Raw genomic sequence first — 15,031 nt, 5'->3', positions numbered from 1 at the left:
TACTCTTCTTTATAATGCTTTTTCTAATAGTTTCGGTTTAGCAAAAATCATCCGACCTGCTGAGGTTTGCAGTACACTTGTCACAAGTACATCAATGCGTTTTCCAATATGATCACGACCACCTTCGACAACAATCATCGTACCGTCGTCTAAATAAGCAATGCCTTGATTCTGCTCTTTCCCATCCTTAATGACTTGCACATTCATTTCTTCTCCAGGAAGTACAACAGGTTTAACAGCATTCGCCAGGTCATTAATATTAAGGACTGCTACATTTTGAAACTCGCATACTTTATTTAAATTAAAGTCATTTGTAACAACCATCCCACCTGATATTTTGGCAAGCTTCACTAATTTACTGTCCACTTCTTGGATGTCTTCAAAATCCCCTTCGTACATCTCTACTTTAATCGGTAGTTCTTTTTGAATCCGGTTAAGGATATCCAATCCACGTCTACCGCGGTTCCTTTTCAAAGCATCTGAGGAATCAGCAATGTGCTGAAGCTCGTTTAATACGAATTGTGGTATTACTATGGTACCCTCTAGGAAGCCTGTCTGACAGATATCTGCAATTCTACCGTCAATAATAACGCTTGTATCGAGGATCTTCAATCGCTTGCTGTAACCTTCTTCGTCCTCTTCACTCTCTTCACCGTCTGAAGTTTTTTTCTTATTATTTTTCGTAAATAAATTCAATAGTTCATCACGTTTTTTAAAGCCAACCTGAAACCCAAGATAACCAAACAAAAGCGTAAGGATGATAGGAACTACTGTATTTAAAATAGGCACCCTAATTGCACTAAAAGCGGATCCAACTAAAAATGCCGCAAGTAGTCCCACTAAAAGACCGACGCTGCCAAAGATTATGTCCGTACTTGGTATCTTAACAAGCTGTTCCTCCAGCCACTTCATAAAATAGATCACATGATCTACTGCCCAAAAAGTAATAAGATAAAAGATAATGGCACCCAACAGTACACTTACATAAGGATTGTTTATTAAAGCAATATCATCTGCATGTAAAACAATTAATAATTCCGGAATAAGTAACATACCAAGTGTCCCACCGACTATTAAGAAGCATGCTTGTATAATGCGTTTTAACATCCCTTTCACCTCCCTCTACTCATTATTGACCAATAAAAAAAAATGAAACCTTCGAAAATTCGTTTTCATTATATACGTGAAATTCACCTAAGGAATTAGTGGATTTACAAATATGATTCCTTCTCTTTTTCGTATTATTAGCCTAGCACCCTAAGTTTTGAGTGTCAAAAATAAACACCAATCAATTTCAAGCTAATATAGGAAAATTTAGATGTAAGTTTGCACCTTACATCCTTCGATTTGTGACAAGCTGATTTTTCAAAATACGAAGTCCTTCTCTAATTTTATTGGCACGGACTTCCCCAATACCTTCTACATCGTCAAGATCTTCAACCGTCGCTTTATTGACCTCCTTAAAGCTTTCGAACTGTTTCACTAAATTTTCAATGATCAAACCCGGCAAGCGTGGGATTTTATGAAGAATCCGGTATCCACGGGCATGTATAGCCTCATCAAGATGAATGTAACCATGATAGCCCAGTATTTTTAAAAGTATGCTTTCGTCCAATTGTTCCTGCATGGCCAACTCTTGAAGCCGGAAGATAATTTCTTCAGGTTTTTCATCATTACTAGAGGTATAATCCTTGATAAGCCATTTTCCTTCCGTTTCAATATCCGCCAGAATTTCGTTCATTTGCAGACGGATCAGCCGTCCTTCTGTACCGAGTTCATTTAGGTAGGTAAGTAACTCAGCTTTGATTCGAAGAACCATAACATAACGATGAAATACTTGTAAAAGGTCAGCATAAGTCACAAGTTCTTCAAATTCCAGAGCTCCTAACACAGATATGCTCTGCTGCAGTACCACCTTATATTTTTCCAAGGTTTGAATGGCTAGATTAGCCTTAGCGAGTATGACACCAATATCTTTAAGGGCATATCGAAAATTACCTTGATATAAAGTAATTACATTTCGACGTTGTGAGATTGCAATTACTAAAGACTTGGTCTCTCTAGCTACACGCTCCGCTGTCCGGTGCCGCATACCTGTTTCAGTGGAGGGTGTACTATTATCAGGTACTAATTGAGCATTGGCGAAAATGATAGTATCGGCCTTTTCATTTAAAATGATGGCTCCGTCCATCTTCGCCAGCTCATATAATGTACTTGGGGTACAGTTACAGTTAATTTGGAAGCCACCATCTACAATTGTGCGTACCTTTTCGTTATATCCAACTACAATCAATCCACCCGTATTTGCCCTCAGGACATTTTCAATGCCTTCCCGAAGCGGGGTACCCGGGGCTACAATTTGCAAAATCTCCAATTTGGTTTTCTCATACCCTTTTTTATCTGTCATCTTTACCCCCCTAACGAATGATGAAGAGCCTCCGAAACCGATGAAACCCCAACAATCTTAATACCCTTTGGAGCTGTCCATCCACCTATATTATTAGCTGGTATAATGACCCGTTCAAACCCTAGTTTTGCTGCTTCCTGTACTCGTTGTTCAATCCGGGACACCCTTCTTACTTCCCCCGTTAACCCAACTTCTCCAATGATGCAATCGGCAGGATTTGTTGGTTTATCACGGAAGCTTGAGGCAACGCTAATTGCCACAGCCAGATCAATTGCCGGTTCATCCAGCTTGACACCTCCAGCAACCTTTAGGTACGCATCTTGGTTTTGTAATAACAAACCCACTCTCTTTTCCAAGACTGCCATTAAAAGCGAGACCCTATTGTGATCAATCCCAGTAGCCATTCGCCTTGGATTTCCAAAACTCGTCGGTGAAATTAATGCCTGAATTTCGACAAGCACCGGTCTTGTTCCTTCCATTGACGCAACAACGGTAGATCCCGAAGCTCCTTGTGACCGTTCCTCAAGGAAAATTTCCGAGGGATTCGCGACTTCTTCTAGACCATGTTCCTTCATTTCAAAAATACCCATCTCATTTGTCGAACCAAAGCGGTTTTTGACCGCGCGTATAATTCGATATGTATGGTGTCTTTCTCCTTCGAAATATAAAACAGTGTCTACCATATGCTCAAGCAACCTTGGCCCTGCAATCGCCCCTTCTTTCGTAACATGCCCGACGATAAAGATCGCAATTCCATTCGTCTTCGCAATACGCATGAGCGATGCCGTACATTCCCTTACTTGTGAAACACTTCCCGGCGCGGAAGTCACTTCAGAATGATACACTGTTTGAATTGAATCAATAATAACTAAATCCGGATTTACCTCTTGAATTGCCTGTTGGATATAATCCATATCAGTTTCCGCATAAACGAATAGATTTTCTGACATAACCCCAAGCCGGTCCGCTCTCAGTTTGGTCTGTTTAACTGATTCTTCACCTGAAATATATAGCACTTTTTTCTGTTTATGCGCCAACTGTGAAGATACTTGCAAAAGTAGGGTAGATTTACCAATACCCGGATCTCCTCCAATTAACACAAGTGACCCCTGCACAATCCCGCCACCAAGCGCACGATTCAATTCCATTAAATCTGTCTTAATTCGAGGTTCCTTGTCTGACTGAATAGTAGTTATAGGTGCCGCCTTCTCACGTTCCCCGGAACCTCTAACCTCTGAATGAGTAAAAGCCCCTTTTCTAGCCGGTTTAACAATTTCGGTTTCCTCGACCATCTTATTCCATTCTCCACAGCCCGGGCACTTTCCCATCCACTTCGCTGATTCATACCCACAAGACTGACACATAAACTTCGTTTTCTTTTTTGCAGCCATAATTACTCCTCTTCCTATTTGAAAAAATACCTATATAAAAGATATTATATCTCGGTTTTATTTAAACCTTCTTAATGATAAGTTTTTTAGAAAATAACTTCTGCACCCATATTTCCCTTTTTTTCGCCAGATATTGATTGCTTAAAAATTTTAAATATGAACATTTCTACCTATGAATAAAAAACAGAGGTACACTGCAAAAAATCTGCGTGTACCTCGAAGTTTAGAATCAGATTATTCACTTACGTTAACAGGCTCGCCTTGTCGGATAGCAAACTCATTATTCACAACGTCCATCACGACCGTTTGCCCTTTTTTCACATTACCTTTCAGCAACTCTTCGGACAAATAATCTTCTACATGTTTCTGAAGCGCTCTTCGGATTGGACGTGCCCCGTATTCAGGATCAAAGCCTTCCGTAGCAATTTTTTCTCTAGCCGCATCTGTCAGCTCCAAGTATATTTCCTGTTCTTTCAAACGAGTAGTCAGCTGATTAGACATTAATGTAACAATTTGTTTCAAGTGATCTTTCTCTAACGAGTGGAACACGATGGTTTCATCAATACGATTCAGGAATTCTGGACGGAAGGCACGTTTAAGTTCTTCCATCACTTTCCCTTTCATATTTTTGTAGTCCTGGCCAGTGTCCTGGATGTTAAAACCGACATACTTATCAATTTTTAATGCAGAAGCCCCAACATTTGAAGTCATAATCAGAATCGTATTCCTAAAATCGACAGTACGGCCTTTAGAGTCTGTCAGCCTTCCGTCTTCTAGTACTTGAAGAAGAATATTAAAAACATCTGGATGTGCCTTTTCAATTTCATCAAGCAGAACGACGGAATATGGTTTTCTCCGCACTTTTTCTGTTAACTGTCCGCCTTCTTCGTATCCTACATATCCTGGAGGAGATCCAACAAGACGTGAAGTTGAATGTTTCTCCATATATTCAGACATGTCGATCCTTATCATGGCATCTTCATCACCAAAGATGGATTCAGCTAGAGCACGGGCAAGCTCGGTTTTACCAACTCCTGTAGGCCCCAAGAAGATGAATGAACCGATTGGACGCTTAGGATCTTTCAATCCTGCTCTTGCACGTCGTACCGCTTTAGAGACCGCTATGACGGCTTCTTCCTGCCCAATTACACGATCATGGAGGATTGATTCCATATTAAGCAGTTTATCAGACTCAGTTTGCGCCAGTTTAGTAACCGGAACTCCCGTCCAGCTGGAAACGACATGGGCAATATCGTCCACTGTCACTTCACTGTTCTCTTGCCCTTGTTTTTCTTTCCATGTTTTCTTCGTTTCTTCCAATTGTTCTCTTAAACGTTGTTCTGTATCGCGAAGTGAAGCAGCTTTTTCAAACTCTTGACTTTGAACGGAAGCGTCCTTTTCCTTACGAACATCATCTAGTTTCACTTCAAGTTCTTTTAAGTTTGGTGGTGTTGTATATGAGCGTAACCGTACTTTTGAACCTGCTTCATCAATCAAGTCAATCGCTTTATCCGGTAAGAAGCGATCGGAAATATAACGATCAGATAATTTAACTGCAGCGTCAATCGCTTCATCCGTAATTGAAACGCGGTGATGGGCTTCATACCGGTCACGTAAACCCTTCAATATTTGAATGGACTCTTCCATCGTTGGCTCGTCGACTTGAATTGGTTGAAAGCGTCGTTCTAGCGCAGCGTCTTTTTCGATATATTTACGGTACTCATCCAAAGTCGTTGCACCGATACATTGTAATTCACCACGGGCCAATGAAGGTTTAAGGATATTAGAAGCATCAATGGCACCTTCAGCCCCGCCAGCACCAATCAATGTGTGCAACTCATCGATGAATAAGATTATATTGCCTGCCTGACGAATTTCGTCCATTACTTTCTTTAAACGGTCCTCAAACTCACCACGATATTTCGTACCAGCTACAACAGTACCCATATCAAGTGTCATAACGCGTTTATCGCGCAGGATTTCAGGTACCTCATTATTAATGATCTGTTGGGCAAGGCCTTCAGCGATGGCTGTTTTACCAACCCCAGGTTCACCGATTAATACTGGGTTATTTTTTGTACGACGACTTAATACCTCAATGACTCTCTGTATTTCCTTGCTTCTTCCGATAACAGGATCCAGGCTGCCTTCACGAGCAATCGCCGTTAAATCTCGGGCAAGACTATCCAGGGTTGGTGTGCTTGCATTTGACGCTGCTGACCCCTGATGTCCACCTGATTCATTACTGCCTAACAGTTGTAATACCTGTTGGCGTGCTTTATTTAAGCTTACTCCAAGGTTGTTCAGTACTCGGGCTGCAACACCTTCACCTTCTCGGATTAGACCAAGAAGTACATGCTCTGTCCCAACATATGAATGGCCTAATTTTCTTGCTTCATCCATTGAAAGTTCAATGACTTTTTTAGCTCTTGGGGTATAGTGTATTGTTTGGGCAGTATCCTGTCCACGGCCAATCAGGTTTTCTACTTCTTTCTGGATTTTTTCCGCTCCTAAACCAAGAGCATATAACGCTTTAGCTGCAATACCATCGCCTTCTCGAACCAGACCTAACAAAATATGTTCTGTACCAATATTATTATGTCCTAAGCGGATTGCTTCTTCTTGGGCTAATGCTAATACTTTCTGGGCTCTTTCAGTAAAACGACCAAACATCATAGGGAATTCCTCCTTAAGAATTTTCGTTTTGAGTAAAGCTACTCTAAGTAACGGCAGAGGCTTCATTGCACTACATTTATTACATGAATATAGGTACTGACTCAGAGGTAATTAACCTCTATGAGGAGGAAGTTTCCGTGAAGTTTAAGCGTTCTCGAATGAGTGCTGCTCTACGGATATCCCTTTCATGGGATCTTAATGGGCCACCTGCGTATTTTTGTAAAAATCCTGACTGAGTTAATATCATCAACTCATTTAAGATACTTTTAGAAATATTTTTTATATACCCAAGATCTATACCTAACCTAACATCGGAGATACAGGTAGTTGCTTCCTTAGTCTCAATGACTCGAGCATTAGACAAAATCCCATAAGAACGGTAAACTCTATCTTCTAATTGTATGTGAGAGGTCTTCACTAATGCATCCCTTGCTGACCTTTCCTGGGCAATGATTTGTTGAACTACACTCGTTAGATCTTCAACTATGTCTCTTTCAGACTTTCCGAGCGTAATTTGATTAGAGATTTGAAAGATATTCCCTAACGCTTGACTGCCCTCTCCATAAATCCCTCGAACTACCAACCCTAATTGATTGATAGCCGGTATAATTTGATTCATCTGCTGTGTAAGGACTAGGCCCGGCAGATGCATCATGACCGAAGCCCTTAATCCTGTTCCCACATTAGTTGGACAACTAGTTAAGTATCCTCTTTCTTCATCATATGCATAGTCTATGGATTCTTCAATCCAATCGTCAAGAACATTTGCGAGCTTTAACGTTTCTTTTAGCTGCAGCCCAGACATTAAACACTGAATACGGAGATGATCCTCTTCATTGATCATGATACTTATTTCTTCATTTTCTGAGAGAAGACAAGCACCTTTTGCTGATTCATCAACTAAATGAGGACTGATTAAATGCTTTTCAACGAGAACACGCTTTTCTAGTGGTTGGATTTGGTCAATCTCTAGAAGTTCAAGTTTGCCAATCTCTGGGGTAACTTCCTCTTCAATTCTTTTTTTTACTAATTCAATGATTTCTTTAGCTTCTTCGTTAGAAAAGGAGGTAGGAAAGGTGAAATCTTTGAAATTCCTGGCCAACCGAATTCTAGAACTTAATACAATATCAATTTCAGGCCCTTCGGCACTCATCCAGGAACTCAAGGCGTTTTCTACAAACTTTTCTAAACTCATAATTCGTCGCCTCCCTCTTGTGCTTCATACCTTTTTTCAAGGGAACGAACCTTATCTCTTACTTCTGCTGCTTTCTCAAATTCCTCTTGATTGATGTGAACCTTTAAAACCTCTTTCAAATCTGAAATTTGTTTTCGAAGATAAATGGTGCCACCAATCCTTTTTGGAATTTTACCTATATGTGCAATGTTGCCGCTATGAACCCTCTTTAAAATCGGATTTAATTGATCATTGAAAGTTTTATAACATTCAGCACATCCAAATTTACCAAGGTGAACAAACTCTTTATAGGATCGGTGACAATGAGGGCAGCGCTTCTCTTCTGTCTTAGGAAATGCATTTGCCTTCGTCTGTTGAATATTCGACTCCATATTCAACAATCCTGCTAATAAATTATTTATTGAAAAACCATGTCCTCCTGCAACCATAGCCATTTCACCTTTTTCCTGAGCACATTTCTCACAAATCATAACCTCGGTTTTTTTTCCATTAATGATCTTGGTGAAGTGCAGGGTAGCAGGCCTTTGATGACATTCTTGGCAAATCATGTTCATCACCTCTGCCAGTTTTATTTATATTTTAAAGTTGTAAGCATCGCAGTTAAAATCCTTGCCCTAAGCTCATCTCGGTCGGGTAAATCTATATAAATCACCGATCTATCAATGACGCTCATCATAATCTTGGCTTCTCTTTCATTTATAACTTCTTCACTCATAAGCCGAGAAATAACACCTTCAGCCATCGATTGAGTTACCCTAGAACCAATAAGGGATAATAATTGGTTAATAAGATGCACGTAATCCTGCGATTTCACTTTCATGATCCGTATATAACCGCCGCCTCCACGCTTACTCTCTACAACATAACCTCTTTCGATTGTAAACCTGGTATTAATTACGTAATTGATTTGAGAAGGAACACACTGAAATTTATCTGCTATTTCACTTCTTTTAATTTCTAAGATATCTTTCTGACTTATTTCTAGTACTTGTTTCAAATAAGTTTCGATAATATCAGATATGTTTCTCACTCAGCCTCCTCCAATCTGACTTTGACTATATTTGACTATTATTATACAAGGAAAAATGCATTTTGCAACTTAAATGCACTCATTTAAATGTATTATCCATTTTCTCCAAATTATATGTACTTACATACCCTAATGCACACTAAAATTTAAATATCTTACTTAAATACCCTAAACAGTTAAACACAAAACCTATTTTATAATAGAATATTCTATTACGTGTATTAATTCTCCTGCCGAATCCAAACACCTGGTCAAATACAAAGAAGACCAACATCTTTGCTGATCTTTAAATCGCTATCTATTTGTAAAAGAAAAAAGACCAGCCAAGGATGGCTGATCTTTTTGAATGGCTTGGCGGCGTCCTACTCTCACAGGGGGAAACCCCCAACTACCATCGGCGCTGAAGAGCTTAACTGCCGTGTTCGGAATGGGAACGGGTGTGACCTCTTCGCTATCGCCACCAAACAATAAAGGAACGTTGTTCCTTCAAAACTAGATAATAAGAAGGTATTTCATTTTTTAAAGCGTGGTTAAGTCCTCGATCTATTAGTATCAGTCAGCTCCACATGTCGCCACGCTTCCACCTCTGACCTATCAACCTGATCATCTTTCAGGGATCTTACTAGCTTGCGCTATGGGAAATCTCATCTCGAGGGGGGCTTCATGCTTAGATGCTTTCAGCACTTATCCCGTCCGCACGTAGCTACCCAGCTATGCCTTTGGCAAGACAACTGGTACACCAGCGGTGCGTCCATCCCGGTCCTCTCGTACTAAGGACAGCTCCTCTCAAATTTCCTGCGCCCGCGACGGATAGGGACCGAACTGTCTCACGACGTTCTGAACCCAGCTCGCGTACCGCTTTAATGGGCGAACAGCCCAACCCTTGGGACCGACTACAGCCCCAGGATGCGATGAGCCGACATCGAGGTGCCAAACCTCCCCGTCGATGTGGACTCTTGGGGGAGATAAGCCTGTTATCCCCGGGGTAGCTTTTATCCGTTGAGCGATGGCCCTTCCATGCGGAACCACCGGATCACTAAGCCCGACTTTCGTCCCTGCTCGACTTGTAGGTCTCGCAGTCAAGCTCCCTTGTGCCTTTACACTCTACGAATGATTTCCAACCATTCTGAGGGAACCTTTGGGCGCCTCCGTTACTCTTTAGGAGGCGACCGCCCCAGTCAAACTGCCCACCTGACACTGTCTCCCACCCCGATAAGGGGCGCGGGTTAGAATTTCAATACAGCCAGGGTAGTATCCCACCAACGCCTCCACCGAAGCTAGCGCTCCGGCTTCTCAGGCTCCTACCTATCCTGTACAAGCTGTACCAAAATTCAATATCAGGCTGCAGTAAAGCTCCACGGGGTCTTTCCGTCCTGTCGCGGGTAACCTGCATCTTCACAGGTACTATAATTTCACCGAGTCTCTCGTTGAGACAGTGCCCAGATCGTTACACCTTTCGTGCGGGTCGGAACTTACCCGACAAGGAATTTCGCTACCTTAGGACCGTTATAGTTACGGCCGCCGTTTACTGGGGCTTCGGTTCAAAGCTTCGCTTGCGCTAACCTCTCCCCTTAACCTTCCAGCACCGGGCAGGTGTCAGCCCCTATACTTCGCCTTGCGGCTTCGCAGAGACCTGTGTTTTTGCTAAACAGTCGCCTGGGCCTATTCACTGCGGCTTTTCCGGGCTATTCACCCTAAAAAGCACCCCTTCTCCCGAAGTTACGGGGTCATTTTGCCGAGTTCCTTAACGAGAGTTCTCTCGCACACCTTAGGATTCTCTCCTCGCCTACCTGTGTCGGTTTGCGGTACGGGCACCTTACATCTCACTAGAGGCTTTTCTTGGCAGCGTGGAATCAGGAACTTCGGTACTATATTTCCCTCGCCATCACAGCTCCGCCTTAATGGAAACGGGATTTGCCTCGTTTCCGGCCTAACTGCTTGGACGCGCATATCCAACAGCGCGCTTACCCTATCCTTCTGCGTCCCCCCATCGTTCAAACGATGTATAGGTGGTACAGGAATATCAACCTGTTGTCCATCGCCTACGCCTTTCGGCCTCGGCTTAGGTCCCGACTAACCCTGAGCGGACGAGCCTTCCTCAGGAAACCTTAGGCATTCGGTGGAAGGGATTCTCACCCTTCTTTCGCTACTCATACCGGCATTCTCACTTCTAAGCGCTCCACCAGTCCTTCCGGTCTGACTTCAACGCCCTTAGAACGCTCTCCTACCATCGACACCATACGGTGTCAATCCACAGCTTCGGTGATACGTTTAGCCCCGGTACATTTTCGGCGCGGAGTCACTCGACCAGTGAGCTATTACGCACTCTTTAAATGATGGCTGCTTCTGAGCCAACATCCTGGTTGTCTAAGCAACTCCACATCCTTTTCCACTTAACGTATACTTTGGGACCTTAGCTGGTGGTCTGGGCTGTTTCCCTTTCGACTACGGATCTTATCACTCGCAGTCTGACTCCCAAGAATAAGTATTTGGCATTCGGAGTTTGACTGAATTCGGTAACCCGTTGGGGGCCCCTAGTCCAATCAGTGCTCTACCTCCAATACTCTCATCTTGAGGCTAGCCCTAAAGCTATTTCGGAGAGAACCAGCTATCTCCAGGTTCGATTGGAATTTCTCCGCTACCCACACCTCATCCCCGCACTTTTCAACGTGCGTGGGTTCGGGCCTCCATTCAGTGTTACCTGAACTTCACCCTGGACATGGGTAGATCACCTGGTTTCGGGTCTACGACCTCATACTCATTCGCCCTATTCAGACTCGCTTTCGCTGCGGCTCCGTCTTATCAACTTAACCTCGCATGAAATCGTAACTCGCCGGTTCATTCTACAAAAGGCACGCCATTACCCATTAACGGGCTTTGACTACTTGTAGGCACACGGTTTCAGGATCTATTTCACTCCCCTTCCGGGGTGCTTTTCACCTTTCCCTCACGGTACTGGTTCACTATCGGTCACTAGGTAGTATTTAGCCTTGGGAGATGGTCCTCCCTGCTTCCGACGGGATTTCTCGTGTCCCGCCGTACTCAGGATCCACTCAGGAGGGAACGAAGTTTCAACTACAGGGTTTTTACCTTCTTTGACGGACCTTTCCAGATCACTTCATTTACCCCGTTCCTTTGTAACTCCATGTTGAGTGTCCTACAACCCCAAGAGGCAAGCCTCTTGGTTTGGGCTAATTCCGTTTCGCTCGCCGCTACTCAGGAAATCGCATTTGCTTTCTCTTCCTCCGGGTACTTAGATGTTTCAGTTCCCCGGGTCTGCCTTCAGTACCCTATGTATTCAGGTAAAGATACTGTTCCATTACGAACAGTGGGTTTCCCCATTCGGAAATCTCCGGATCAAAGCTTACTTACAGCTCCCCGAAGCATATCGGTGTTAGTCCCGTCCTTCATCGGCTCCTAGTGCCAAGGCATCCACCGTGCGCCCTTTCTAACTTAACCGTTAAAAAAGATCTTACTGATGCTTTGAAAAAATTAATTGCCTTCTATCTATTATCTAGTTTTCAAGGAACAAAGAAGAAAGAATTCCATCACTACGTGATGAGATCTTTCGAATCTGAATGAATTACTCATTCAAAACTGAACAAAACAAAAGCGCTCTCGTATTTATCCTTAGAAAGGAGGTGATCCAGCCGCACCTTCCGATACGGCTACCTTGTTACGACTTCACCCCAATCATCTGTCCCACCTTAGGCGGCTGGCTCCATAAAGGTTACCTCACCGACTTCGGGTGTTACAAACTCTCGTGGTGTGACGGGCGGTGTGTACAAGGCCCGGGAACGTATTCACCGCGGCATGCTGATCCGCGATTACTAGCGATTCCGGCTTCATGTAGGCGAGTTGCAGCCTACAATCCGAACTGAGAATGGCTTTATGGGATTCGCTTACCTTCGCAGGTTTGCAGCCCTTTGTACCATCCATTGTAGCACGTGTGTAGCCCAGGTCATAAGGGGCATGATGATTTGACGTCATCCCCACCTTCCTCCGGTTTGTCACCGGCAGTCACCTTAGAGTGCCCAACTGAATGCTGGCAACTAAGATCAAGGGTTGCGCTCGTTGCGGGACTTAACCCAACATCTCACGACACGAGCTGACGACAACCATGCACCACCTGTCACTCTGTCCCCCGAAGGGGAACGCCCTATCTCTAGGGTTGTCAGAGGATGTCAAGACCTGGTAAGGTTCTTCGCGTTGCTTCGAATTAAACCACATGCTCCACCGCTTGTGCGGGCCCCCGTCAATTCCTTTGAGTTTCAGCCTTGCGGCCGTACTCCCCAGGCGGAGTGCTTAATGCGTTAGCTGCAGCACTAAAGGGCGGAAACCCTCTAACACTTAGCACTCATCGTTTACGGCGTGGACTACCAGGGTATCTAATCCTGTTTGCTCCCCACGCTTTCGCGCCTCAGTGTCAGTTACAGACCAGAAAGTCGCCTTCGCCACTGGTGTTCCTCCAAATCTCTACGCATTTCACCGCTACACTTGGAATTCCACTTTCCTCTTCTGCACTCAAGTTCCCCAGTTTCCAATGACCCTCCACGGTTGAGCCGTGGGCTTTCACATCAGACTTAAGGAACCACCTGCGCGCGCTTTACGCCCAATAATTCCGGACAACGCTTGCCACCTACGTATTACCGCGGCTGCTGGCACGTAGTTAGCCGTGGCTTTCTGGTTAGGTACCGTCAAGGTACCAGCAGTTACTCTGGTACTTGTTCTTCCCTAACAACAGAACTTTACGACCCGAAGGCCTTCTTCGTTCACGCGGCGTTGCTCCGTCAGACTTTCGTCCATTGCGGAAGATTCCCTACTGCTGCCTCCCGTAGGAGTCTGGGCCGTGTCTCAGTCCCAGTGTGGCCGATCACCCTCTCAGGTCGGCTACGCATCGTCGCCTTGGTGAGCCATTACCTCACCAACTAGCTAATGCGCCGCGGGCCCATCTATAAGTGACAGCTAGAGGCCGTCTTTCCATCTTCTCTCATGCGAGAAAAGAACGTATCCGGTATTAGCTCCGGTTTCCCGAAGTTATCCCAGTCTTATAGGCAGGTTGCCCACGTGTTACTCACCCGTCCGCCGCTAATCTCAGGGAGCAAGCTCCCATCGATTCGCTCGACTTGCATGTATTAGGCACGCCGCCAGCGTTCGTCCTGAGCCAGGATCAAACTCTCCGAAGAAATGTTTGACTTGCTCATTTTGCTTTTTTGATAGTGTGTGCTCACTTAAAATTTAACGTTGGCGCTTTGTTTTGTTCAGTTTTCAAAGAGCAATATTTGATTCCTTTAAAGAATCAACTTTTACATCATATCAAAGCTTGTTTAGCTTGTCAAGTTTTTTTTGGTGGAGCCTAGCGGGATCGAACCGCTGACCTCCTGCGTGCAAGGCAGGCGCTCTCCCAGCTGAGCTAAGGCCCCAAAAATCAATGGTCGGGAAGACAGGATTCGAACCTGCGACCCCTTGGTCCCAAACCAAGTGCTCTACCAAGCTGAGCTACTTCCCGAAAAAACATGGTGCGCCCGGCGGGAGTCGAACCTACAACCTTCTGATTCGTAGTCAGATGCTCTATCCAATTGAGCTACGGGCGCATATTAAGATGGTGCCGAGGACCGGAATCGAACCGGTACGGTAGTCACCTACCGCAGGATTTTAAGTCCTGTGCGTCTGCCAGTTCCGCCACCCCGGCATAAATAAATAGTGGAGCGGAAGACGGGATTCGAACCCGCGACCCCAACCTTGGCAAGGTTGTATTCTACCACTGAACTACTTCCGCAAACATGCGGGTGAAGGGACTTGAACCCCCACGCCTTGCGGCGCCAGATCCTAAGTCTGGTGCGTCTGCCAATTCCGCCACACCCGCATAATAAAATGGTGAGCCATGAAGGATTCGAACCTTCGACCCTCTGATTAAAAGTCAGATGCTCTACCAACTGAGCTAATGGCTCATAGAAACTATTTATAAATGCTATATTAAGCTTGTATGAAAATGGTGCCGGCAAGAGGACTTGAACCCCCAACCTACTGATTACAAGTCAGTTGCTCTACCAGTTGAGCTACACCGGCAGGTGTAAAAATGGTGGAGGATGACGGGATCGAACCGCCGACCCTCTGCTTGTAAGGCAGATGCTCTCCCAGCTGAGCTAATCCTCCATATGAAACTGCTTGGCGGCGTCCTACTCTCACAGGGGGAAACCCCCAACTACCATCGGCGCTGAAGAGCTTAACTGCCGTGTTCGGAATGGGAACGGGTGTGACCTCTTCGCTATCGCCACCAAACAATAAAGGAACGTTGTTCCTTCAAAACTAGATAATAAGAAGGTATTTCA

General features: G+C 44.4%; 7 protein-coding genes, 9 tRNA genes and 4 rRNA genes. All 20 read right to left on the bottom strand.

The window, feature by feature from the left end; translation table 11 throughout:
* Window positions 1-9: 9 nt before the first annotated feature.
* On the bottom strand, window positions 10-1,107 hold the full coding sequence (locus tag RE409_RS00580) for a PIN/TRAM domain-containing protein (RefSeq protein ID WP_056521799.1): 1,098 nt from the start codon (window positions 1,105-1,107) through the stop codon (window positions 10-12).
* Window positions 1,108-1,333: 226 nt separating this feature from the next.
* The gene (gene disA, locus RE409_RS00575) at window positions 1,334-2,407 is read right to left on the bottom strand and encodes a DNA integrity scanning diadenylate cyclase DisA (protein WP_201188190.1); all 1,074 of its coding nucleotides are present in this window, start codon (window positions 2,405-2,407) and stop codon (window positions 1,334-1,336) included.
* Between the two features lie 2 nt (window positions 2,408-2,409).
* Window positions 2,410-3,798, bottom strand: coding sequence for a DNA repair protein RadA (radA, locus tag RE409_RS00570; protein WP_309558365.1), 1,389 nt, complete (start codon window positions 3,796-3,798; stop codon window positions 2,410-2,412).
* Window positions 3,799-4,032: 234 nt separating this feature from the next.
* The gene (gene clpC / locus RE409_RS00565) at window positions 4,033-6,474 is read right to left on the bottom strand and encodes an ATP-dependent protease ATP-binding subunit ClpC (RefSeq protein WP_056521792.1); all 2,442 of its coding nucleotides are present in this window, start codon (window positions 6,472-6,474) and stop codon (window positions 4,033-4,035) included.
* A gap of 118 nt (window positions 6,475-6,592) precedes the next feature.
* The gene (locus RE409_RS00560) at window positions 6,593-7,669 is read right to left on the bottom strand and encodes a protein-arginine kinase McsB (protein WP_053349090.1); all 1,077 of its coding nucleotides are present in this window, start codon (window positions 7,667-7,669) and stop codon (window positions 6,593-6,595) included.
* Window positions 7,666-8,217 (bottom strand): protein-arginine kinase activator protein McsA, encoded by a 552-nt coding sequence (locus tag RE409_RS00555; RefSeq protein WP_098175000.1) that lies wholly within the window; start codon window positions 8,215-8,217, stop codon window positions 7,666-7,668. Before RE409_RS00555 ends, RE409_RS00560 begins: the two co-directional genes overlap by 4 nt.
* 20 nt (window positions 8,218-8,237) lie before the next feature.
* A complete protein-coding gene (locus RE409_RS00550; RefSeq protein WP_053349092.1) occupies window positions 8,238-8,699 on the bottom strand; it encodes a CtsR family transcriptional regulator in 462 nt (153 codons plus the stop codon).
* Window positions 8,700-9,048: 349 nt separating this feature from the next.
* A 5S ribosomal RNA gene (gene rrf, locus RE409_RS00545) occupies window positions 9,049-9,164 on the bottom strand.
* A gap of 61 nt (window positions 9,165-9,225) precedes the next feature.
* Window positions 9,226-12,158 (bottom strand): 23S ribosomal RNA (locus tag RE409_RS00540).
* A 175-nt stretch (window positions 12,159-12,333) separates the two neighbouring features.
* Window positions 12,334-13,885, bottom strand: a 16S ribosomal RNA gene (locus RE409_RS00535).
* A 161-nt stretch (window positions 13,886-14,046) separates the two neighbouring features.
* Window positions 14,047-14,122 (bottom strand) — tRNA-Ala (locus tag RE409_RS00530).
* A gap of 9 nt (window positions 14,123-14,131) precedes the next feature.
* Window positions 14,132-14,208, bottom strand: a tRNA-Pro gene (locus tag RE409_RS00525).
* A gap of 8 nt (window positions 14,209-14,216) precedes the next feature.
* Window positions 14,217-14,293 (bottom strand) — tRNA-Arg (locus tag RE409_RS00520).
* A gap of 9 nt (window positions 14,294-14,302) precedes the next feature.
* Window positions 14,303-14,391 (bottom strand) — tRNA-Leu (locus RE409_RS00515).
* A 12-nt stretch (window positions 14,392-14,403) separates the two neighbouring features.
* Window positions 14,404-14,478, bottom strand: a tRNA-Gly gene (locus RE409_RS00510).
* A 5-nt stretch (window positions 14,479-14,483) separates the two neighbouring features.
* A tRNA-Leu gene (locus tag RE409_RS00505) sits at window positions 14,484-14,565 on the bottom strand.
* A gap of 9 nt (window positions 14,566-14,574) precedes the next feature.
* Window positions 14,575-14,650, bottom strand: a tRNA-Lys gene (locus RE409_RS00500).
* A 42-nt stretch (window positions 14,651-14,692) separates the two neighbouring features.
* A tRNA-Thr gene (locus RE409_RS00495) sits at window positions 14,693-14,768 on the bottom strand.
* Window positions 14,769-14,779: 11 nt separating this feature from the next.
* Window positions 14,780-14,855: transfer RNA gene (locus RE409_RS00490), tRNA-Val, on the bottom strand.
* A gap of 10 nt (window positions 14,856-14,865) precedes the next feature.
* Window positions 14,866-14,981, bottom strand: a 5S ribosomal RNA gene (rrf, locus tag RE409_RS00485).
* The 16S, 23S and 5S rRNA genes sit together here with 9 tRNA genes alongside, the layout of an rRNA operon.
* Between the last annotated feature and the right edge of the window lie 50 nt (window positions 14,982-15,031).

Origin of the sequence: Peribacillus sp. R9-11 (assembly GCF_031345095.1) — a bacterium.
Classification (GTDB): Bacteria; Bacillota; Bacilli; order Bacillales; family DSM-1321; genus Peribacillus; species Peribacillus butanolivorans.
The sequence above is the reverse complement of the archived record's forward strand: the minus strand, read 5'-3'. Positions and strand labels throughout refer to the sequence as shown.